The organism is Desulfotomaculum sp. OF05-3, assembly GCF_003435535.1.
Lineage (GTDB): Bacteria > Bacillota > Clostridia > Lachnospirales > Lachnospiraceae > Pilosibacter > Pilosibacter fragilis.
On sequence record NZ_QWGO01000001.1, the window covers coordinates 192,355 to 213,726 of the forward strand.

Genomic DNA, 21,372 nt, shown 5'->3' on the forward strand with positions numbered 1-21,372 from the left:
CACGGACAGATACTTTGTAATAGTATATCATGATTTTATGGTTTTTACTATCCCTAAATTTTCATAGTTTTAGACACCATTTTTTTATACCGCAGTATATGGAGTTCTACAAATAAACATGATAAAATAAAACTGCTGTCGCACCTCCAGCAGAAAGGAGGCGGTATTTATAGATTACATAAACACTTTCCTTGTCTCTGTCGCGGCAAGCATAGTTGGCTACTATGTTTGCAAATGGCTGGATAGGGACAACCGACAGTAACAGCCTAAACGGTTCGGCTCACCGCAAAGAGCAAGAAACCCCCAGAGGTGCCACTCCGGGGGTTTTCGCGTACTCATAGACATATAAGCACTTTCCTTAGCTGTTTTTAATTATATGCGATTGCCCCCAAAAAATCAATACTAAATTTCTTTTGGCTAATTTATTTACAGCTTCTTCAGCTTCGCAAAGGAAGCAAACATCTTCCTTGTCCCGATCGCCGCATGATCAAAATCGACTGTGACCTCGAAATCTTTTCCGCCGTCCGCGATGGATTTCACGGTTCCGTCACCAAAACGCATGTGATGGACGCGGTCACCTTCGGAGTAATCCAAAGACTTCGGTTTTTCTACGGTGAACGCCTTTCCGAAGGTCAGCGTGTTCTTCGGCGCCGCAGAAGTCCCGGAGGCATATGGATTCTTATAGGCATCGGATTTCTGTCCAAAAAGACTCACACCCGCCGGACGGTTCTGGAATCTTCCGGTGTGACCGTCAGCCGCTTTTCCGTCCGCGCCGGAAGCCTTCGCCCACGGAAGTCCCGCTTCCTCCGGAAGATTCCTGTATGCGTCCGCCATTTTCTTCCATCCGGTCTTTGAATCATCCCGATCCGGACGTTCCAGGCACACATCCGGGATCTCGTCAATAAACCGGCTCGTTCTTTCAGGCTGTACCTGCCCTTTTATCATACGGCTCTTCGCCGCAGTCAGAGTCAGGCGCTTCTCCGCCCTCGTGATCCCCACATAGCAGAGACGGCGCTCCTCCTCCAATGCCTCCGGTCCTTCCATCAGAGACATCATACTCGGGAAAAGACCATCTTCCATTCCTGCAAGATACACATACGGGAACTCCAGACCCTTTGCGGAATGAAGCGTCATGAGGATGATCCGGTCCTCGGATTCGTCCATACTGTCAATGTCCGCAACCAGGGCAACCTCCTCTAAAAATGCAGACAGACTCGGTTCCTCGGCGCTCTCCCAGTAGGAGACTGCCTTGTTGATCAATTCCTCAATATTTTCCATTCTGGACTCGGCTTCCACCTCGCCCTCTTCCTTCAGCTCGTCACGATATCCTGTCTTATCAAGGATCGCCTCGATCACATCCTTGATCGGAGTCTCTTCCTTTAACATCTTCCGGAACTCGCTGATCTGGTCTGTAAATACTCCGATCTTTAACGCCGCTTTTCCGATTCCCGGAACAGCCTGCGCCCTCTCCAGCGCCTCATAGAAACTCATATCGTTTTCCATCGCGAACATGTTCACCCGGGCGACACTCATAGCTCCGATTCCGCGCTTCGGAACATTGATGATCCTCTGCACAGCCAGGTCATCCCGCCCATTGGCGATCGTCTTTAAATAGCAGAGAACATCCTTGATCTCTTTTCTCTGGTAGAAGTTTACGCCGCCCACGAGACGATACGGGAGATTGTACGCAACACATTTCTCCTCGAATATACGGGACTGGGCATTCGTGCGGTAGAGGATCGCGTAATCCTTCCATGGTCCGCCTCTCTTCACGATATCCCGCACAATCCACTCCGCTTCCTCAAAGGAAGAGCTGAACTCCCGGAACACCGGACGCTCGCCCACCTCATTCTCGGTCCAAAGTGTCTTATCCTTTCTTCCGGTGTTGTTCCTGATCACCTCATTCGCCGAATCCAGGATCATCTTTGTGGAACGGTAATTCTGCTCCAGCTTGATCACCTTCGCCCCCGGGAACGTCTCCTCAAAGCTTAAGATATTTCTGATATTCGCTCCGCGGAACCGGTAGATCGACTGGTCATCGTCGCCCACCACGCAGATATTCCGGTATTTTGCCGCTAAGAGGCTCACAAGCTTAAACTGTACCGTATTCGTATCCTGATACTCATCCACCATAATATAGCGGAAACGGTCCTGATAATACTCCAAGACCTCCTGCTTTGACTGGAACAACTCCACGGTCTTTACGAGAAGGTCATCGAAATCCAGGGCATTGTTCTTTTTTAAGCGTTTCTGGTACTCCATATAGAGCTCCGCAATCCGTTTCAGTCTCGAATCCCCCTCAGCCTTCGCGCTGAGCATAAATTCTTCCGGACTGATCATCTCGTTCTTTGCGGAGGAGATCACGCCGAGGACACCCCGTTCTTTTAATACCTTCGTATTCACCTCAAGATCCTTGAAGATCTGTTTCATCAGGGTTTTTGTATCATCGGAATCATAGATGGAAAAATCCGTCGTGTAGCCGATATTCTCAATAAATCTCCTTAAGATCCGCACACAGAGGGAGTGGAAGGTGCTGACCCAGACACTATCCGCGCCGTATTCCACAAGGCTGTTGACGCGGTCCCGCATCTCTCCCGCCGCCTTGTTTGTAAAGGTGATCGCCAGAATATTCCAGGGTTTCACACCCTTTTCCTCTATTAAATAAGCAACCCGGTGTGTCAGCGCCCGTGTCTTTCCGGATCCTGCACCCGCCAGCACTAAGAGCGGACCTTCCGTAGTGAAGACAGCTTCCCGCTGCATCGGATTTAATGTATCGTAATTGTTCATTCTGTTCCCCTTTCACGTTTCCGGATACCGCCAGTTCTGCTCGTATTTCCCACATACTGAAACCACCGGTATTCCGGCAACAGATACTACCATTCTACCACAGGAACACTCGTTCGTGCAATCTTTATTATATGAAAAGTATGTGGCTGTTCCTGTATGCGGATAGGAATTTTCTGAACTGATAATTCCGTAACAGTACAGTGGCAGCAGTAGATTTTGCCGATTTGGAACGCGAAATGGTAATGATATAAAAACGCCCCGGATCAGAGAGAACTGTCATCTCAGGATCCGGGACGTTTCTTTTGCAGGCCGGCAGCCAGCATTTACTGCCAGTCTCATTTTATTTTTTTAGAATTCCAGATATGCACCTTTCATCGGGCTTGCCGCATGCTCACTGAACATGCGGAGCACACCGCTCTTGTAGCGGAGCTCTCTCGGCTTCCAGTTTTTCTTTCTCTCAGCAAGGACTGCGTCGATCTCCTCCGGAGTCTTTCGCTCGCCCTTGATACCGATGATGTTTAACTTTCTCTCCATTACATCGATCTCGATGAGATCGCCTTCCTCAACGAGAGCGATCGGGCCGCCGTCTGCCGCCTCCGGGCTGCAGTGTCCGATAACCGGACCTGTGGATGCACCGGAGAATCTTCCGTCTGTGATCAGGGCGATGGAACGGCCAAGCTCCTTGTCGCTGCTGATGGCCTCGGAGGTGTAGAACATCTCCGGCATACCGCTTCCCTTCGGTCCCTCGTAACGGATGAAGACTGCGTCACCTTTCTGAACTCTATGTTTCAGGACAGCATCCAGACACTCTTCCTCGCTATCAAACGGTCTCGCCTTGAGAACTGCCTTGAACATCTCCTTCGGGCATGCGGTGTGCTTGATGACCGCACCTTCCGGAGCAAGGTTTCCGCGCAGAACTGCGATGCTGCCGTCGGTTCCAATGGCCTTGTCAGCCGGACGGATGATGTCCTGTCTTGTGATGGAGATTCCGTAGCGCTCGTTGAACTTCTGAAGCCATTTTTCACAGCGCTCATAGAATCCGTTCTCTTTTAATTCCTTTAAGTTCTCGCCGAGAGTCTTTCCGGTCACGGTCATGACATCAAGGTGAAGGTGGTCTTTGATCTCCTCCATGATCGCCGGAACGCCGCCTGCATAGTAGAAGCACTCTGCCGGCCACTTTCCTGCCGGGCGGATATCAAGAAGATACTTCGCGCCGCGGTGGAGTCTGTCGAAGGTGTCACCTGTGATCTCGAATCCAAGCTCATGAGCGATCGCCGGAAGGTGGAGTAAGCAGTTTGTACTTCCGGAGATGGCCGCATGTACAAGGATCGCGTTTTCGAAGCTGTCCATCGTCACGATATCACTCGGACGCATGTTGTCCATCTTCGCAAGCTTAACTGCCTGTTTTCCGGCCTCTCTCGCGTAGTTTAAGAGATCCGGGCTTGTCGCAGGCATCAACGCACTTCCCGGGAGGGCAAGACCAAGAGCCTCGGCCATGATCTGCATGGTGGATGCAGTTCCGATAAAGGAACAGGCGCCGCAGCTCGGACATGCGTTATGTTTTGCCCAGTTTAAGCGGTTCTCGTCGATCTCACCGCGCTCATACTGGGCGCTGTACATGCCAAGCTGTTCCAGGGTCAACATCTCCGGACCCGCATTCATGGTTCCGCCCGGAACAACAACAGCCGGAATATTCACGCGGAATAAGCCCATGAGGTTTGCCGGCATTCCCTTATCACAGCTTGCGAGATATACCCCTGCATCGAAGGGAGTCGCATTTGCGTGGATCTCGATCATGTTCGCGATCATCTCACGGCTTGCAAGGCTGTAGTTGATTCCATCGGTTCCCTGGCTCTCGCCGTCACAGATATCGGTGCAAAAATATTTCGCGCCATGGCCGCCTGCCTCAGCGATTCCTTTTTTTACTTCATCTACAAGGATATGGAGATGTCCGCTTCCCGGATGGCTGTCACCTGCCGTGCTTTCGATGATGACCTGCGGCATCGCAAGTTCTTCCGGTTTCCAGCCTGTTCCGATCCTTAACGGATCAAGCTCCGGTGCAAGTTTTCTCATTTCCTGACTCTTCAGACATTTCATGATATTTCCTTCTTTCTTTGTGGGGTGTTACTCGTTATTGAGCGAATGATATCTTTTATTGGAACCGCTTTCCAATAATTTTGTTCTTTCTCTGTGTTTCGAATGCACCGCGGCTTTAAGCTGCGTATCTGCATCTTTCTACTACGCAAAGAATGAAATTACAAGTGCTACAAGGAATCCGGTCACGCCGACTAAGGTCTCCATGATGGTCCAGGTTTTCAGAGTCGTCTTCTCGTCGATTCCCACGAGGGATCTTACCAGCCAGAAACCGGAATCATTGAAGTGGGAGCATACGGTGGAGCCGCCCGCTACTGCCGCTACGGTACATGCCAGATATAACGGGGACAGCTCGCTGATTCCCGGAAGCGCCGCAACGATACCTGCCGCCATGGTCATGGCAACCGTCGCGGAACCGACACTGATACGGACAAGGACTGCGATGATAAATGCAAGGACAACGATCGGAAGATTCATGGATGCAACCGCGTTTCCGATCACATTTCCGAGACCGGAGTATTGAAGCACATAGCGGAGCACGCCGCCGCAGGCGGTAACGAGAAGGATGAGGCCGGTCGGCTCTAAGGACTTTGTCATAACCTTCTCAAGCTCTTTCATCGTGTAGCCATGCTTTAAGCCAAGACCAAACATGGCCGCCAGAGTCGCGAGTAACAGTGCTACGAACGGCTCACCTAAGAACTCGAAGACCGGAGCAACACCGGCTAATGCCGGAACGACGCCGCAGATGGAGTCCAGAATGATGAGCACCAACGGGATCAGGATGATCCCAACGATCAGCCAGAAGCTCGGAAGCTTGGACTCATCGATCTCTTCCTGATTTGCCACACTCTCCGGTACCGGAACATAAAACTTCTTACCACAGATGGATCCCCATACCGGACCGGCTACGATCATCGCGAAGATTCCGCAGAAGATTCCGACTAAGATGACCCAGCCAAGATCTACATTTAACATCGTTGCTACGAGAACCGGACCCGGTGTCGGCGGAATGAACGCATGTCCAACCGCAAGTCCCGCAAGAAGCGGGATCACATAGTGAAGAGAGGAACGCTTTGTCTTCTTTGCAAGGGAGAATGCTAACGGGATCAGAATGATCAGTCCTGCATCGAAGAATACCGGCATCGCGATCACGAGACCTGTGATTCCAAGCGCCCACGCGGCCTTCTCGTCACCGAATTTCTTTACCATCGTGACGGCGATCGTCTGTGCGCCGCCCGAGACCTCCAGGATCGCGCCGAACATGGATCCTAAGCCTACAAGCAGGGCAATTCCTTTTAACGTGTTTCCAATTCCATCATTGACTGCCGCGATAATATCCTTCGTCGGCATTCCCGCAAGAAGTCCAATGCTGATCGCTCCGATCAGGATCGCGATCATTGCCTGCACATTGAATTTGATGATCAGGACGAGCAGGATCACAAGACCGATCATTGCTGCCAGGACAAGGCGGGTCGGGTTGAGTACAACTCCTTCAGACATAGTGGATTTACCTCCCAGTGTATTTGTTTTGGTTGTTCCGCGCAAAGATCCGTATCATACCCCTGAACCGGACTGCTCTGCGCTTCATGGTTTCATTCCGGAAAAACAGTTCATGTTTTGGCTTTCCTGTTTTTCGTTTTTCATCAGACATGTCAAGCCGTTTAGCAAGCTTTTTGATATATTTGTCTGATGTCTTATGTCTATGAGCATAATCTAACATTTTTCTGTGGTATTTGCAATACTTGTCTGATGTATTTTGTCTTTTCTCTTTTTCGCACAAAAAAAGCAGGGGAAAATTGTGCATTATTTTTCCCTGCTCGCTGCATTCTTATTCCATTTGAATGGCTTCTGACATTTTACTCTCCTACTGCTCTTTCTCCTCTTTTGTCTCGCCCTGCGCCTTATAAGCCGTCCGGCGTCTCAATAGCTCCTGCCTGTTATACGTCAGATGCATCACCATTGCACACCGCGCCCCGGTGGAATCATGATTTGCGATGGCTTCCGTGATGGCCCGGTGGGTCGTGATCGTCTCTGTCCGCAGTGAGCGCCTCGTCAAGTTTACAAAGGTATTGATTCCCGAATTGATGATCGGGATCAAGGACTCCATGACCTGATTCTTGCTGCACCGGGCGATCCAGGTGTGGAACTCGATGTCCTTCGGCATATGATCCTTGTCCGCCAGATATAGTTCCTCCGTCTCCTTACACAGCCTCTTTAAGGTCGCGATATCCTCGTCCGTCGCGTAAACTGCCGCCTTAGCGGCAATCTCCGGCTCTAAGATCAGACGGACGTCAAAGAGATCCAGCGCCAGCTTAAACCTGTCATGGAGCTTTGCATTAAGCCTTAACGGATCGTCCTCCGCAGGCGTCAGACTGCTGACATACGTTCCCGCGCCTCTCCGCACCTGCAGAACTCCTTTCGTCACCAGACCTTTCACCGCCTCGCGGATCGTGCTTCGTCCCACCTCAAACATCTCCGCAAGTTCAAACTCGTTCGGAAGCCGGTCTCCCACCTCCAACGGTTTCTCTTTTATATACTCTAAGATCCGGTCCTCGATCTGGCTGCCCAGAAGTTTCCGGTCATCTTTTTTCTTCGTCTCCATAGTTTCCCCCATGTTCTGTTACAAGTTGTCTGATGTCTTCATTATACGGAAGATCGCATATGCTGGCAAGCTGATTTTTCCAAATGACCGCAAATACTAAAAAATCCCGCACACAGTCCGGATATTATCCGGAATCTGTATGCGGGATCAAAATCATCAGATGAAATGCGCTTTACAGCTCATCCTTCACATATCCGGCCACATTATAGGCATGGTCGGAGATACGTTCCAGATTGCTCAGGATATCTAAGAACACAACGCCGGCAGACGGGTTGCACTCGTTCTTGGAAAGACGCTCGATGTGCTTGTCGCGCATCTCCTCCTCGAGAGTATCCACACGGTCTTCCAGCTTGCTGACCTGACGGATATCCTCCATTCCGCCATCCTGGCGGGCAGCGACTGCATGGTCCACAGCTCCGATGGCCGCGCTCGAAATCTCTTTGAGATCCTCGAGCCCGGTCTCTGAGAAAGTGAGTCCATGTTCCTTCAGGTACTGTGCCGCCTCTGCGAGGTTTTCCGCATGGTCGCCCACACGTTCTAAATCGCTGATGCTGTAGAAGAGGTTGCTGACCTGAACTTTCTGTTTCTCATTTAAGGACAGGTTGTTGACCTTAATGAGATATTCGGTAAGCTTCTTATTTAAAATATCGATCTCTGTCTCGTTCTTAAAAACCTCATCCAGACATTCATATTTGTTTTCCAGAAGGACGTTTGTTGCAAGCTTTAAGTTTGCGAGAGCCATCTTACCCATATGAACGACTTCCATCACACCGACTTCAAGGGCAAAGGTCGGGGATTTGAAGATACGTTCATCGAGAACCGGAAGCTCGTCCTCCTTTGTCTCCTTCTGCTCCTCTTCCTGACCTGTCTCGCGGACGATCAGACCGGAAAACGCAACGAGCTGTTTCGCGAACGGGAATAAGAGCAGGGTGTTCGTCACGTTAAAGAATGTATGGAACACCGAGATCTGGAAAGAATTGATACTGCTCTGGGCAATATCCGGGCGCATCATGGAAATGATATACATACCGATTCCAAATACGACCGCACCGAAGCTGTTGAAGGTCAGATGGATCACGGACGCGCGCTTTGCGTTTCGGCTTGTGCCTGCACTGGATAAAAGGGCAGTCAGGCAGGATCCGATATTCTGTCCAAGAGTAATATAAATCGCGGCATTTGTGGATACCACTCCGCTCATCGCCAGAGTCTGTAAGATACCAACAGAGGCGGTGGAGCTCTGGATGATCGCAGTTACAAGGGCACCGACAAGAATACCGAGGATCGGGTTCCTTCCAAGTACCGCAAACGCCTTCGCAAAGATCGGGGCATCCGTGTACGGTGCTACAGAACCTGACATGAAGGTCAGGCCCACAAACAGGAGGCCGACACCGATACAGATCTCACCTGCCAGACTCTCCTTTTTCTTCTTGGAAAACATCAAAAAGGCGGCGCCGATGGCAACTACGAGCGGCGCGAAAAACGACGGCTGCAGGATCTTCATCGCATCCCCCAGAGAGTTTAAGGAAACCATCCATGCGGTGATCGTTGTACCGATGTTTGCGCCCATGATGACTCCGACCGCCTGGGTCAGATTCAAAATTCCGGCGTTTACGAAACCAACGACCATGACGGTTGTGGCTCCGCTGCTGTGCAGGATCGCGGTGATCAGAGCGCCGAGACCGACTGCCAGAAGTCTGTTGTCCGTCACCATTCTCAGGAACTTGTTCAGCTTACTTCCCGCTGACTTCTGCATGCCGTCACCCATGATGCTCATACCGTAAAGGAACATGCCCAGACCACCGAGGAAACTGAAGATACTTTCCAGATATCCGATATTCATAATGCCTTCTCCATTCTCTTTTGTCGCTGCCTGTTGTCTTAACACGGCGGCGTGGCAAAAGCGCAGTTTCGATCCGATTCTGCAAAATTTGCCTTCGTGTTCCATCATATCATAGAGCACACGCTTTTTTCAATTATAAATATAATATTTGTAAATTTTAGGTAAAGAATACAAAATGAATTTCGAATTTTTAGTGAATGTCCCGTTACTTCTTCAGAATCTTTATCGCTTTCTTTACATCCTTATGGAAGTCCTCCCATTTCTCCGGATAATCCACAAAATATTTCGGGCAGATCTTTCCCGTCACGTCGTAGTGGCGGATCACATCATCCGGCTTCAGATCAAATTCCACACAGAGGTACGCGCATAAGTTTACAAGCGTCTGATATGTACTGTCATAAAATTTTCCGGTCTCATCCGGGTGGCAGCACTCGATGGAGATCGTGTCGCTGTTGCGGTTGTTGGATGCGTAGGCCACCTCATTTAATGGAACGCACTGGACGACCTCACCTTCCAGACCGATCACAAAATGGCTGCTGACAGAGGTGGTCTTCGAACCCGTCTGGTCCTTTAATCCCTCAAAATAATTCCGGTTTTCCAGAGCGGTGCTGCAGGGATTTGCGACATAGTGTACCACAATGCCGTTTACTTTCTCAAGTGGGATCTGCGGCCGTGAGTACTCATTCGGGGTCAGTAAATTCACATTCACATACTCCGGAACCGCCACATCCGCCGGATTTACCTGTTTCCTCCCCGTAAGCTTCTTTGTCACGAGCACAGCCGTGACGATCACGGCGATCCCGATCACGGCGGCCAGTCCGCCTACGATCATGCGGCGGGTCCGCTCCTGCTTTCTTCGTCTTCTCCGGTTTTCCTCCCGCCGGATCCTTCGCTCTTCGATCTCATCTCTGTATGGCATTGTTCTTTCCTTTCTTCTATATATAGAATTGTGATGTCTATTCCGCAGGTCTATGCACTTACTGGGCTGACCGTAAGAAAACCTATGCCGGAAGTCAAAAATCCCATCGGCACAGCCGATTTGGAATGGATTTTTGCGCGTAACCGCGAGGACACTGAACAGTTACATTATAAAAGCGTAAAAATATTCTTCTCAAATTCAATCAGCCCGTCTTTTTTCATCCTGGAGAGCTCCGCAGACAATGCGCTCCTGTCCACCGCGAGATAATCCGCGAGCTGCTGGCGGTTAAAGGGGATTCCGAAGGTCTTTTTCTTCTGTTTTTCAGACTCAAAGGATAGGTACGCCATCACCTTTTCCCGGATGGACCTCTGTCCCATGTGGTCGATCTTCCGCGTCAGCATGAGATTTTTCTTTGCCATAATATAAAGAAGGTTGTGGATCAGGCGGTTGTGGTGGGAGCATGCCGGGGTGCAGACGTTTAGGATCTTTCCGATGTCCAGAAACAGGATCCGGCACTTCTCCGCCGCCTCCACATTTACCATCAGAGACTCGCCAGGCATACAGGCATAGGCCTCTCCGAAGAGCTCGCCGCTCCCAGCATGTCCAAGGACCTGCCTGTTTCCCCAGAAATCGTCCCGGGAGATATCGACACTTCCGGAGAGGATGAATCCCATGGAGCGGATCGCAGTTCCTGCAAGAAAGACCGCGTCGCCTTTTTCGTATTTCTTTTCGACTGCGGAGAGACATTTCAAGATGCTCTCCTTTTCTTCCGGGTGGATTCCGGCGAAAAGCGGGGAATCCGGAATTTCTTCTTTGTGGATCATAGTTTTCCTTTCTTTCACCTAACACGGGCGGCCATTTGCACTTTCCTGTTTCCTTCTTCCATCACGTGCGGTCTACCTTTTTTCAGTTCTGAATGTACCACATTGCGGATTTTTCGTTGGAAATACAACATACTTTTTGTCATCATTGTAGTATATTGACGATACAAAAGTCAATACATGACACTTACAAAATCTGCCACGATCCGCTTTTTCCGGATACATGGCAGCAAATACACCGCAATAGAAATTGCTGAGACAATATTTACACATTTTGAAAGGGGAACTTAAATTGAAAAGAACGATCGTAAAAATTGATGAAGAAAAATGCAACGGCTGCGGAGCATGCGCAGCAGCCTGTCAGGAAGGCGCAATCGCGATGATCGACGGAAAGGCGAAGCTGATCCGCGACGATTACTGTGACGGCCTTGGAAACTGTCTTCCGGCCTGTCCGGCGGACGCCATCAGCTTTGAGGAGCGCGAGGCTGCCGCTTATGACCATGAGGCGGTTCTGGCACACATGGCGGCAAGAAAAGCTGCTTCCCTCATGCCGACAGAGGCACCGTCCCCGAAGCCGGAATTTACAGGATGCCCGGGAAGCATGAGCCGCACGATCACACATGCCTCCGCGCCTGCATCTAACAACGCAGCGATTCCGGGACACACTGCACCTGTCTCCATGGAGAGCCGACTCTCCCAATGGCCGGTTCAGATCAAGCTCGTCCCGGTCCGCGCCCCGTACTTTGACGGTGCAAAGCTTCTCGTTTCCGCGGATTGTACTGCTTACGCATACGGAAACTTCCACAACGATTTCATTGACGGACATGTGACACTGATCGGATGTCCGAAGCTGGATTCCGTAGACTATTCCGAGAAGCTCACGGAGATCATCCGCAATAATGATATCCAGAGCGTGACAGTTGTTCGCATGGAGGTTCCGTGCTGCGGAGGAATCGAGGCGGCTGTGAAGAACGCGCTGATGGCAAGCGGGAAGTTTATTCCGTGGCAGGTATATACAATCGGTACCGATGGACGGATCTTGAAATAAGATCTCGTCCCTGCCAGTTCTTCTGGAAAATCCCATCGGCATAGCCGATCTGGAATAGATTTTTCCTTGTAACTACGAAGGTACTGCATCGACATTTTTATATTTAAGAAGGGAACCTATATGTCTCTCTCAACTACTACAAACACCTCCGGCCGCACCCCGGAGCAGGACGCTGTCATCTGCGCCCTCATCGGACTCGCCCGCGCCGCGGAGGCAAAGGAAATCCCGGCTGGAACTGCTCCGGTCCTTTTTGCAGCCCTGGCATCCGTGGCCCCGGGCGGCTCGCTCTCCTCTTCTGCCGCCAATGACCTTGTGGAACAGATCCACAAGCAGAAATCCATTGTCTCCCCAGACTGCGCCGCTTGCCCATCCCCCTGCGGAAGGACTGCGGACTTTCTTCCGAAGGACTTAAACTGCACCGACAACGGCCTCTTCGAGGACCGGAACCGGCTGCTCGCAGAACTCAGCCAGCACGCGAAAGAGGAATGGAAGCGCATTCTCGCGGAGCAGGAAGATCCGGAGATCACACGACTCTTTATGGACTGCGTGTTCATGGCGGGATATGCATATGAAAAGGAGCTGTTTGCGCCGTATTTTGAAAAATTGGCGGCACTGAATGACTGAATGCAGGAGTCAAAGTCCTGTGCCAGGTCTCCCACGGATCATCCCGGGAACAGGCTCCGGCAGGCAGGCTTCAAACCTGTCTATCTCAGTCGGAGACCTGACTCCCATTGAGACAGATTTGTGATTACTCACCACCTGTTATGAAGTGACTTTTGTCAAGAGTTAATTTTTAGAAATTCTTCTTAACTCCAGTCACATTTTTTCTGACAGCATTAGAAAAGAGTTCTATTTTAACAGTCCCCGGCAGTTGGCCACTCTAAAAAAGTGGGAATCTTCTCGAATGAGAAAAAAATTGATACAGGGAGCCTATGTTCGCCCTCTGTATCAATCTTTTGCATTGATTTTTTATGCATTTTTTATACAATCATAGAATCATCAGATAAACCACTCTGCCTCAGCCCGTCTCTGGTAATTCTGTTTTAGCATTTCCACATGAGATAAAAATGCCTCGTCATCAAAATACTTTGCGCCTGCCGGACATGCCTTGATGCAGGCATGGCACTTGATGCAGATTCCGGTGCAGGTATCCGGCGCGTCCTTCGGGATGGATCCCATCGGACAGACTGTCGCACAGATTCCGCACTTCGTGCATTTTTCCGGGTCTGTCTTCGGTTTCGCCTTTAAGAACACTGCAGGTTTTCCATCCGTTCCAAGCGGTGTATAGTAGGCAGTCACCGGATCATCGCCGCGGACCTCGATCTTTGCCGGGATCTCCGTCATATCAGCAACTTTCTTCGCGACCTTCTCACCAAATTCCGCGATCTTCGCGAGATCATCCGCATCCGGACGTCCTGTCGCAAGCTTATTGCTGAACACATGCTCTGTCGGGATTCCAGCAGCTGCGATCGTATGGAAGCCGTGAAGCTCCAGCTCGTTGCGAAGCTCGATCAGACCGTTGTCAAAGTTTCTGTTTCCGAATACCGATACTGGTACTGCAAATGCGCCATTTCCCTCAAAAGCGCTCTGCACATACGGTAGCATCTTATTCGGAATTCTTCCCGCGTAGACCGGTGTGCTGAAAAATACAAGATCCTCACTTTCAAAGCTCGTAACACCTTCCCGGTTCTCCGGAAGTGTAAAATCAAATGTCTCCATCGGCACAGAAAGAACTTCCGCCGCCTTTTTCGCCATCGTTGTGATTACTTTTTTCGTGTTTCCTGTGGGGCTGAAATATACCGCCCATACTTTTGTGATCTTCATAATACCTCACCTTTTCCCTTGATATATGATTCTTTATTAGCAGATAAAATCTGCTTTATGAATTTCTTCCCATCAGTATAGCATATTGCAATGCAAAAAGAAACCTCCTTCCCACAAAAACAGAAGCCCCTGGAATTTTACTTCCGGGGACTTTTCCATTTTCTGTTTCGTGAAATTTACAGTTCCGGTGCCTCATCGAGTACGAACTCTACGCTGGCATCTTTCTTGATTTCTACGGTGTCTTCAGCTTCCTCGATTTCGGTGGAATCTTCTGCTTCTGTGTCCTCAATGAGTTTATCAATTTTTAATATTTTTTAATACCCAACTACATTGCCATCCCCACTCCTACATGCTAATATAATCCCAAGCAAGGTTTCTAACGAATTCTATGATCTATTTTCTATTCTGGCCATTACGGCATCTGAAGACTCTTTGCTGAAATCACCCAAACAACTGGCAGGGAGTCGGGGATGTTTCGTATCAATTCCTCTCCTGCCCAATTTTCCAGGAAAGGAAGGTAACTGAATGGAAAATCAAGTGATCCATGCTCTCATCTCCACTGAAGAGTATAGGGAATCGCCCGATTTTATGAATGTCAATCTCAGCGATTTCGCCCTGTTTCTCGCGGTAATGAAGCACAAGGAGGCGCAGGAATGCGTACTCAGTATTATCCTGGATGAGCCAGATCTCAGGCTTACACAGGTAAGGGTTGAGGACGTTATTCTCAACAAAAACGGAAGACGCGGAATCCGGCTCGACGCCTGGGCATTGGCGGAAGATTCCAGGCAATTTGCTACAGAGATGCAGAATGATGCGTCTGAGGACGATCTCAGGAAGCGCTCCCGGTATTATCAGGGACTTCTTGATACACCGGCGCTAAAGGCAGGAAAACACACAAAATACCGCCACTTGCCATCAACGATCGTGATATTCATCACCCAAACTGATCTCTTCGGAATGGATCGCGCAATGTACACATTCACAGAGCGCTGTCACCAGATTCCGGGGATGGAACTGGGGGATGAGACAATGAAGATATTTTTGAATATGAGCAGTAAGAACGAACGGGATGAACTCGTGAGTCTTCTTCAATATATGAAAAACTCTACGCTCTCCAATCCCGAGATTATTATCCTTGATGACAGGATCCGCAGGCTGGACGCAATTGTTACTGAAGTAAAGCAGAGTGAAGAATGGGAGGATGCACATATGAGTATTTTATCTACTGGTATTGACATCGGACGTAAGGTAGGCCATGAAGAGGGCCTTGAAGAAGGGCGCAAAGAAGGGCGCCTTGAGGGAATCCATGCGATCATAAATGTTCTAAAAGAACACAATCTTACCGATTCCGAAATCATTCAGCAGCTATGTAAATCTTTTCGCTTAGATACAGGCACTGCAGAAAAAATGTTTCATGATTTCTCACATCATGATTAATCTCTGATATTTCAGTTTAATCTTATGTCAAATATGGACTGAATAAACGCCCGGCTCCATACACTGATTGCATAAAGCCGGGCGTTTGATATTGTCTTAATTTTATATGTTTTTGAAATATTCTCTACGGTTTACAACTTTTACAAGCTTCATATCCCTCATCAATCAGCTTCTCCCGCTCCCCCGTATACTTTTTTCGGTTCTCAGACTTGATATTCTTCACAGAATCGCAGTCCGTGCGGTGGAATTTCATGGTCTTCGTGTTGAGGATATAGGTTCCGCTCTCTTTTCCAGAGGTTCCTGCATCGTTTTTTCCGGTACCTCCAGATGCCCCTGATGAATTGTTTCCAGTAGACGATGTACCTGACGTTTTTCCGGTACCTGACGTACTTCCACTTTGACTGCCTCCTGTACTTCCGCTCTTCGCCAGTTCACTCTTTCCCGTCGCGTAGTCGATCGTGACTCCCGGCTGAACATTGTAGACGTAAACACAGAACAGGACTCCGTCGCCTTCGTCCTCCACCGATTCCGCTTCCATCAGAACGCCGGATGCTACGAGATTGTCTCCCTCAAAAACCGGTGTCACGCGGTACATCACATGGTTTCCGGTTTCTTTTACATAGTCGGCTGTCAGGTTCTCAAACGGCAGCATTCCCTGAACATTAAGGTATCTCGTACCCGTGATCAGATTCTTTTCGTTCGCGTTCTCCGCAGTCAGCTGGTATCCGATCAGATGGCATCGGTTATACAGATATTTTCCATCCACAAAATCATATTTCGCATTGATCCACCCTGTTGGCTTTACCTCTCCGATGGAACCCCGCTTTTCCGTCGGCATCGTATCGGTACTGACGGAGGCATAAGCCACACCGCAGCGGCCTAATGAATCCAAATCACTGTAGCTTTCAAAGGAGACATCCGTCAGGTCGTCCTCCGTAAAATACGGAACATTTCCATTGACCGCCACATAGGGGGAGTCCGTATACTCCGGAATATCGGAGAGACGGAATTCCCCGGTTGCCGACGGGTTTCCTGCCATCCCCGATGACGTTTTATTTCCCTGTCCGCCGCTATTCCCAGCTCCGGAGTTCTCTGCCGCCTCAGCAAGACTTCCAAGGATATTTCCCGCCGCATGGGCAACATCTGCCGCCACACTGGCATTAGCGGCCGCATCGCCCTCACAGGCCGTTACCGTCAAAGAGACCGCTGCGATCACGCAAAGCAGCCATTTTCTTAAATTCTTCATATTCTGTCATTCCCCTCTGTTGCCATATTTTCTATCGCAGTCCGCCGTTCCGCCAAATGCTCTGTACATGCTCCCCCCGTCCCAATCTCCAATATCCCGCTATATTTTCTGAAATATCGGAATTGGAACTGTCTCCAGCGCCATTCTGCCTATCATACATTCATATTTTAACAGGTATACCGCTCTCTGGTAATTTTCTCATGGGAAGATCCCGCAAATTCTTTCGTCTCCACGCACTTCCACACGCTGAGATCCACTGGAAAATACACCTCCGCGGGATAATCCCTGTTCCAACGGTAGAGATAGATCTCCTCGATCCGTTCCACACAGCCGGAGACATCCGCATTCTCCACAAAGCAGAACTCCCCGTCCCCCGCAGCATCGAGAAACGTCTCATCCACCCGTATTTTCTCCGCATCACTCTCCGCAAACTGTTTTCTGCTGTAGGCATTCATCCAAAGTTTTTTTCCATCCGTAAGTTCCAGAATATCTGCCCGCAGGACTCGATCCTGGCTCTGGCGGCGATGGTTGAACATCATTCCATTATGGTCATCCACGCATACGATCAGTATCATTTGATCCCCTCTTTCCGTTTCTTTTCCATATGGGTATTATACACTATGTTTCCGTTTATGTAAACATATGTTCGGCATCTCTTTCCTGAAAATCTTACCGTTCAGCTCTAGTTAGTTAAAAGTTAAATCTGCGGTAACTGTTCAGTAGGTCTGCGCACTTGCTGCGCTGACCGTAAGAAAACATAGGCTGGAGGGCAAAAATCCCATCAGCGAAGCTGATCTGGAATGGATTTTTGCGTGTAACTATGAAGGTACTGAATAGTTACAATCTGCGTTAAAAATCCCTGAAAGCCCTTCGCTGGTCTGGATAATGTTGTGGCTGTGCGGTAACTTTTTTTTCATTTTTCCCATGGAAAATCTTGACATCTGTCCCCTGCGGTGCGATAATAATGAGGTCAAAAAAATATCGTTATGGGCTTGTAGCGCAGTTGGGAGCGCACCACATTCGCATTGTGGGGGTCGTCGGTTCGAATCCGATCAGGTCCACTGAAAAAACACCATTTCCATTGAGAGATGGTGTTTTTTATATAGAAAGAGTCCCCCCCCCCCCGTAGTTTTCAACATCCTCGCATTCATCTGCGTTAATCTACATCTTCGCGCAAATGCACATCTTCGTCATGTAATTTTTTTGATTACCAGGAAGTTCCGGTATAACCTCCCATTAATTCCAAAAACCGCCGCCAGGTATTTTCCCCAGCAGCGGCATTCCATTCATTCTGTCTTGAACTTACGAGCCCGGATCACTGTCCAAAATAACTGTTCACACCGACAACAAGTCCATCCGCCAGTTTTCCTAACGTCGCATCATCATGAGCAGATTTCCCATCCCCCAGTTCGATATCAATACTCGGAACCGTAGAATACGACGTCTGGGTCAGATCCATCTCCATGGATCCCGACGAGAAGATCTTCACACCGTTCTGCTTCAATCCGCCAACCAGTGCGCTTCCAAGCTTATTGTGGGACTCCCAGTGGGACGCCACCGGCTCCATGGCACGATAGGCGGCATTATTCGGCACACTCATGTAAAACGCTCCCTTGTCCGTCTTCGTGGAATCCCAGTGCAGGGCGATATGGCAGTCAGCCTTATTGTTTGCCATGACAGTTCTCGCCACATTGTCGAGCTGCACATCACTTCCATCGCGGATCATCAGCACATCATATCCCGCCGCCAGAAGCTTATTCCGGAAGATCTGCGCCATACGGAGCGTCACGGTACTCTCCGCCGTTCCATCCGCGAACGTCATTCCGCCGGATACCGCCACCGCCTTTGTCGCGCCTGCGCCCGTCGTTCCGCCTGTCACCTTCGCCGTCTGATCCGGGTGACAGAATGTCTTTACCTTCGATCCGCCGGATGTACCATGTCCAGCATTTACGGCAACCACCTTGTTTTTGCGGTTTGCAGTCCCATTGTGATAGAATACCGCACATCCGCTGTTGATTGCGGACATCCCCGCGTATTTCCAGTTGGGATCCATTCCGACCTGATAAGCCTTATCCACATACGCCTTTAAGGAGTCGGGTACTGTCACGGTTCCATCGGCAGCAACTGTGGATGTTCCGCCCGTAGTTGCCGCCCCCGTTTTCGCAGTGCTGCTCTGCGGCTTGCTGGTCGTCAGATAGCGGCTTGCCACATAGACGGTCGTCTTCGCCCCGCCGATCTGCACCTCGCTCCACTCCCCATTGTTTTTCACTCTGGAAAGTACTGTCCCGCGGGGCAGTGTTCCGAGAACCGCCCCGGATACAGTGGACGGCTGATTCCTGTAATTTAATTTCGACGCGTTCACATAAACCGTATCCGCAAACGCCGTCATCGGTACCGCTGCGGCGAACAGGATGCCAAGTCCTGCGCAGAGACCTGCCGCATGTCTCTTAATACCCTTCTTTTTCTCCATATTCTTTCCTTCCCATGCATTCCGGATCTGATCCACCCGGAAAAATTTTAATATGTCCCGGCTTCCCAGTCTGAGGAATTCATTTCTTCCAAATTTACTTTCCTTATCAAGACAGCCCGGCATCTCTACCGGGCTGTCCGAAATCTTCCAATTTTCAATTAATCACCAAGTACATTCACGATCTTCGCCGGAGTACGATAGTTCCATGTGGAGATCTTGATACCGGATCTCGCGTTGGACGCATGGCACACCTGACCATTACCGATATAGAGCGCAACATGGTTGATTCCGCCGCTGCCGGAGTAGAATACAAGGTCACCCGGACGCATCTGGCTCGAGGTGATCGACTTTCCGCTTCCCGACTGCGCGCCGGAGTTGTGCGGCAGGGATACACCGAATTTCGCCATGACAGACATCGTAAATCCGGAGCAGTCCGTTCCGTTTGTCAGGCTCGTTCCGCCGTAGACATATCTGTTTCCGACGAACTGAACTGCGTAGTTTGCGATCTGGGCACGTTTGGAGGAAACACTTCCGGACTTCGATCCGGCAGCCCCGTCGTTTGCGCTGTTCTTCTTACCGGAATTATTCTTTGAACTGTTCTTAGAATCATTCTTCGAAGAGGTATCTGCAACCTCAACCACCGGCGTATACTTGATCGCCTCTTCCAGACCGTACTTAACGTCAACATAATCGCTGGACAGGTATGCGTCCTGATCATCGATCTCGATCTTTACCCAGCCATCCTGCTGATCCGCTACAAGGAATCGCTCGCTGTTGGAGATCTGTGTGTAGATCGAAGAATTCGTGTTCGGCTCTGTGCGGACATTGACGCCGTCCGTGTTGGAGATCGCCATCAGCTTTGCAACCTGAAGCGCTTTGTCCTTCGCCTGCTGTCCTGTCAGGATATACTCAGATTTTACATAACCGGTAATGTTTCCGGAACGGATCTTGTACCAGCCCGACATGGAGGTGTCCAGGATATCACAGCCTGCGTTGCTCGGCAGCTTCGCGATGATCTTGCCCTTCTTCTCATCCGGATTGTCGCGGACATTCAGGTAATTGGACACATTGGATACACCGAGATTATCATAAAGGCTTAAGACCGTCTGTCTCATATCCTGCTTGATCGCCTCATCCAGAGCGTATTTTACGGTGACATAATCCGCAGAAATATATCCGGAAGAAATCTGGATCCAGCCGTCCTGCTGCCCCCTGATGTCATATCTTTCGTTTTTAAATACCTGCTCCACAACATTCGCATCCGCCTTCGGCTCTGACCGGACATTTAACTTATCCGCATCGATCACGGCACGCTCAGCCACATTTTCCGCAGCCAGTTTTTTCGCCTCATCCCCGGTATAGACATACTGGGAGCTTACATAACCGGTCACACCGCCGGATGAGATCTTATACCAGCCATCTGTGGAGGTATCCAGAATCTCGCAGGCACCGCCCTTCGGCAGCTTTCCTATGACCTCACCGAAGCTCTCCGGGGTCTTTCTGACGTTCAGATAGCCTGAGACCTCCGCAATCCCAAGATTTGCATAGCTGTCCACAATACTCTGGACCGTCTTTTCATATTCCTTAGACGCAATCTCCTCGGCAGAAAGCGTGGTCTCCAGAACAATATTTCTCTCCCCGGTGCTCTCAGATGCAGCCTCTGTTGTCTCTAAGGAAGCCGCTGCGGTCTCAACCTTCATCCCTCTGGAAAAAGCGTCCCTGTGATTTCCGATCACAGTTCCTGCAACCGCAACCACCGCGACCACTGCAACAGCCGCTCCTCCTGCCGCGAGGATCTTCATATACGGCATCGCCGCCTTTTTCTTTTTGATCTCACGCAGTCTTAAGATATTTTCACGCTGACTTGCCTGATGCTCTTTTTTCGGGCGCACGGGTTGCTGTTTTTCCCTTCGGTTTCCGGAACGTCTTCCCGCAGAACGGGATCTCTGTCCCTCCGTCTCCGATTCAGAGCTGTCGGCTTCTGCGGCCTTTGCCTCCGGCTCTGTGATGTCGGCTTCTGCGGCTTCGACCTCCGGCTCTGTGCTGGCGGCTTCTGCGGCTTCGACCTCCGGCTCTGTGCTGGCGGACTCTACGGCTTCGACCTCCGGTTCTGTGCTGGCGGACTCTGCGGCTTCGACCTCCGGTTCTGTGCTGGCGGACTCTGCGGCTTCGACCTCCGGTTCTTTCTCGGATTTCTCCGCCGGGATCTCCGGGATCACCGGCTCCATCTGATCCGGAACGTCTTTCTTAGTTTCTTCTATCATTTCTCTGTCTGACATGTATG

At 50.1% G+C, this 21,372-nt stretch carries 15 protein-coding genes and 1 tRNA gene; 4 read left to right on the forward strand and 12 right to left on the reverse strand.

The window, feature by feature from the left end:
* Window positions 1-426: 426 nt before the first annotated feature.
* The 7 genes from DXA87_RS00860 to DXA87_RS00895 form a co-directional block, all read right to left on the reverse strand.
* Window positions 427-2,787 carry a UvrD-helicase domain-containing protein gene (locus tag DXA87_RS00860; RefSeq protein WP_117503003.1) on the reverse strand — a complete coding sequence of 787 codons (2,361 nt, stop codon included), beginning with the start codon at window positions 2,785-2,787 and terminating at the stop codon, window positions 427-429.
* Between the two features lie 348 nt (window positions 2,788-3,135).
* Complete coding sequence (ilvD, locus tag DXA87_RS00865) at window positions 3,136-4,875, reverse strand: dihydroxy-acid dehydratase (protein ID WP_348982191.1); 1,740 nt, start codon at window positions 4,873-4,875, stop codon at window positions 3,136-3,138.
* Window positions 4,876-5,025: 150 nt separating this feature from the next.
* Window positions 5,026-6,381 (reverse strand): gluconate:H+ symporter, encoded by a 1,356-nt coding sequence (locus DXA87_RS00870; protein ID WP_117503005.1) that lies wholly within the window; start codon window positions 6,379-6,381, stop codon window positions 5,026-5,028.
* Window positions 6,382-6,745: 364 nt separating this feature from the next.
* Window positions 6,746-7,483: a FadR/GntR family transcriptional regulator gene (locus DXA87_RS00880; protein WP_117503007.1), complete on the reverse strand. Its 738-nt coding sequence runs from the start codon at window positions 7,481-7,483 to the stop codon at window positions 6,746-6,748.
* A 172-nt stretch (window positions 7,484-7,655) separates the two neighbouring features.
* Window positions 7,656-9,323, reverse strand: a complete 1,668-nt coding sequence (locus DXA87_RS00885) for a Na/Pi cotransporter family protein (protein ID WP_117484583.1) — start codon at window positions 9,321-9,323, stop codon at window positions 7,656-7,658.
* 205 nt (window positions 9,324-9,528) lie between these two features.
* Entirely contained in the window at window positions 9,529-10,242 is a 714-nt protein-coding gene (locus tag DXA87_RS00890; RefSeq protein WP_117503008.1) for a peptidoglycan recognition family protein, read from the reverse strand.
* A 167-nt stretch (window positions 10,243-10,409) separates the two neighbouring features.
* Window positions 10,410-11,066, reverse strand: coding sequence for a Crp/Fnr family transcriptional regulator (locus DXA87_RS00895; RefSeq protein ID WP_117470646.1), 657 nt, complete (start codon window positions 11,064-11,066; stop codon window positions 10,410-10,412).
* A 289-nt stretch (window positions 11,067-11,355) separates the two neighbouring features.
* Here DXA87_RS00895 and DXA87_RS00900 point away from each other — a divergent pair, with 289 nt between their 5' ends.
* The gene (locus tag DXA87_RS00900) at window positions 11,356-12,111 is read left to right on the forward strand and encodes a 4Fe-4S binding protein (protein WP_117503009.1); all 756 of its coding nucleotides are present in this window, start codon (window positions 11,356-11,358) and stop codon (window positions 12,109-12,111) included.
* Window positions 12,112-12,231: 120 nt separating this feature from the next.
* Complete coding sequence (locus DXA87_RS00905; RefSeq protein ID WP_117470644.1) at window positions 12,232-12,735, forward strand: hypothetical protein; 504 nt, start codon at window positions 12,232-12,234, stop codon at window positions 12,733-12,735.
* Window positions 12,736-13,110: 375 nt separating this feature from the next.
* Here the strand turns inward: DXA87_RS00905 and DXA87_RS00910 are convergent, their stop codons facing one another.
* Entirely contained in the window at window positions 13,111-13,935 is an 825-nt protein-coding gene (locus tag DXA87_RS00910) for an EFR1 family ferrodoxin (protein ID WP_015554939.1), read from the reverse strand.
* Between the two features lie 525 nt (window positions 13,936-14,460).
* On the opposite strand from DXA87_RS00910, the gene DXA87_RS00915 reads away from it, so the two are divergent.
* Entirely contained in the window at window positions 14,461-15,372 is a 912-nt protein-coding gene (locus tag DXA87_RS00915) for an Rpn family recombination-promoting nuclease/putative transposase (RefSeq protein WP_117470642.1), read from the forward strand.
* Between the two features lie 124 nt (window positions 15,373-15,496).
* Here DXA87_RS00915 and DXA87_RS00920 read toward each other — a convergent pair whose 3' ends face one another.
* Both DXA87_RS00920 and DXA87_RS00925 read right to left on the reverse strand, forming a co-directional pair.
* Window positions 15,497-16,618 carry a DNA/RNA non-specific endonuclease gene (locus tag DXA87_RS00920; RefSeq protein ID WP_117503010.1) on the reverse strand — a complete coding sequence of 374 codons (1,122 nt, stop codon included), beginning with the start codon at window positions 16,616-16,618 and terminating at the stop codon, window positions 15,497-15,499.
* A gap of 167 nt (window positions 16,619-16,785) precedes the next feature.
* Window positions 16,786-17,193 (reverse strand): ribonuclease Z, encoded by a 408-nt coding sequence (locus DXA87_RS00925; RefSeq protein WP_117470640.1) that lies wholly within the window; start codon window positions 17,191-17,193, stop codon window positions 16,786-16,788.
* Window positions 17,194-17,606: 413 nt separating this feature from the next.
* On the opposite strand from DXA87_RS00925, the gene DXA87_RS00930 reads away from it, so the two are divergent.
* Window positions 17,607-17,679, forward strand: a tRNA-Ala gene (locus DXA87_RS00930).
* Between the two features lie 254 nt (window positions 17,680-17,933).
* Here the strand turns inward: DXA87_RS00930 and DXA87_RS00935 are convergent.
* Window positions 17,934-19,088: an N-acetylmuramoyl-L-alanine amidase gene (locus DXA87_RS00935; RefSeq protein ID WP_348982188.1), complete on the reverse strand. Its 1,155-nt coding sequence runs from the start codon at window positions 19,086-19,088 to the stop codon at window positions 17,934-17,936.
* A 158-nt stretch (window positions 19,089-19,246) separates the two neighbouring features.
* Window positions 19,247-21,367, reverse strand: a complete 2,121-nt coding sequence (locus DXA87_RS00940; protein ID WP_242997998.1) for a C40 family peptidase — start codon at window positions 21,365-21,367, stop codon at window positions 19,247-19,249.
* Window positions 21,368-21,372 lie beyond the last annotated feature (5 nt).

Coding starts and splice junctions, on each gene's coding strand:
- DXA87_RS00880 (WP_117503007.1), bottom strand. CDS start 7,483: ATGGAGACGAAGAAAAAAGATGACCGGAAACTTCTGGGCAGCCAGATC.
- DXA87_RS00905 (WP_117470644.1), top strand. CDS start 12,232: ATGTCTCTCTCAACTACTACAAACACCTCCGGCCGCACCCCGGAGCAG.
- DXA87_RS00870 (WP_117503005.1), bottom strand. CDS start 6,381: ATGTCTGAAGGAGTTGTACTCAACCCGACCCGCCTTGTCCTGGCAGCA.
- DXA87_RS00925 (WP_117470640.1), bottom strand. CDS start 17,193: ATGATACTGATCGTATGCGTGGATGACCATAATGGAATGATGTTCAAC.
- DXA87_RS00860 (WP_117503003.1), bottom strand. CDS start 2,787: ATGAACAATTACGATACATTAAATCCGATGCAGCGGGAAGCTGTCTTC.
- DXA87_RS00935 (WP_348982188.1), bottom strand. CDS start 19,088: ATGGAGAAAAAGAAGGGTATTAAGAGACATGCGGCAGGTCTCTGCGCA.
- DXA87_RS00895 (WP_117470646.1), bottom strand. CDS start 11,066: ATGATCCACAAAGAAGAAATTCCGGATTCCCCGCTTTTCGCCGGAATC.
- DXA87_RS00890 (WP_117503008.1), bottom strand. CDS start 10,242: ATGCCATACAGAGATGAGATCGAAGAGCGAAGGATCCGGCGGGAGGAA.
- DXA87_RS00920 (WP_117503010.1), bottom strand. CDS start 16,618: ATGAAGAATTTAAGAAAATGGCTGCTTTGCGTGATCGCAGCGGTCTCT.
- DXA87_RS00885 (WP_117484583.1), bottom strand. CDS start 9,323: ATGAATATCGGATATCTGGAAAGTATCTTCAGTTTCCTCGGTGGTCTG.
- DXA87_RS00940 (WP_242997998.1), bottom strand. CDS start 21,367: ATGTCAGACAGAGAAATGATAGAAGAAACTAAGAAAGACGTTCCGGAT.
- DXA87_RS00915 (WP_117470642.1), top strand. CDS start 14,461: ATGGAAAATCAAGTGATCCATGCTCTCATCTCCACTGAAGAGTATAGG.
- DXA87_RS00910 (WP_015554939.1), bottom strand. CDS start 13,935: ATGAAGATCACAAAAGTATGGGCGGTATATTTCAGCCCCACAGGAAAC.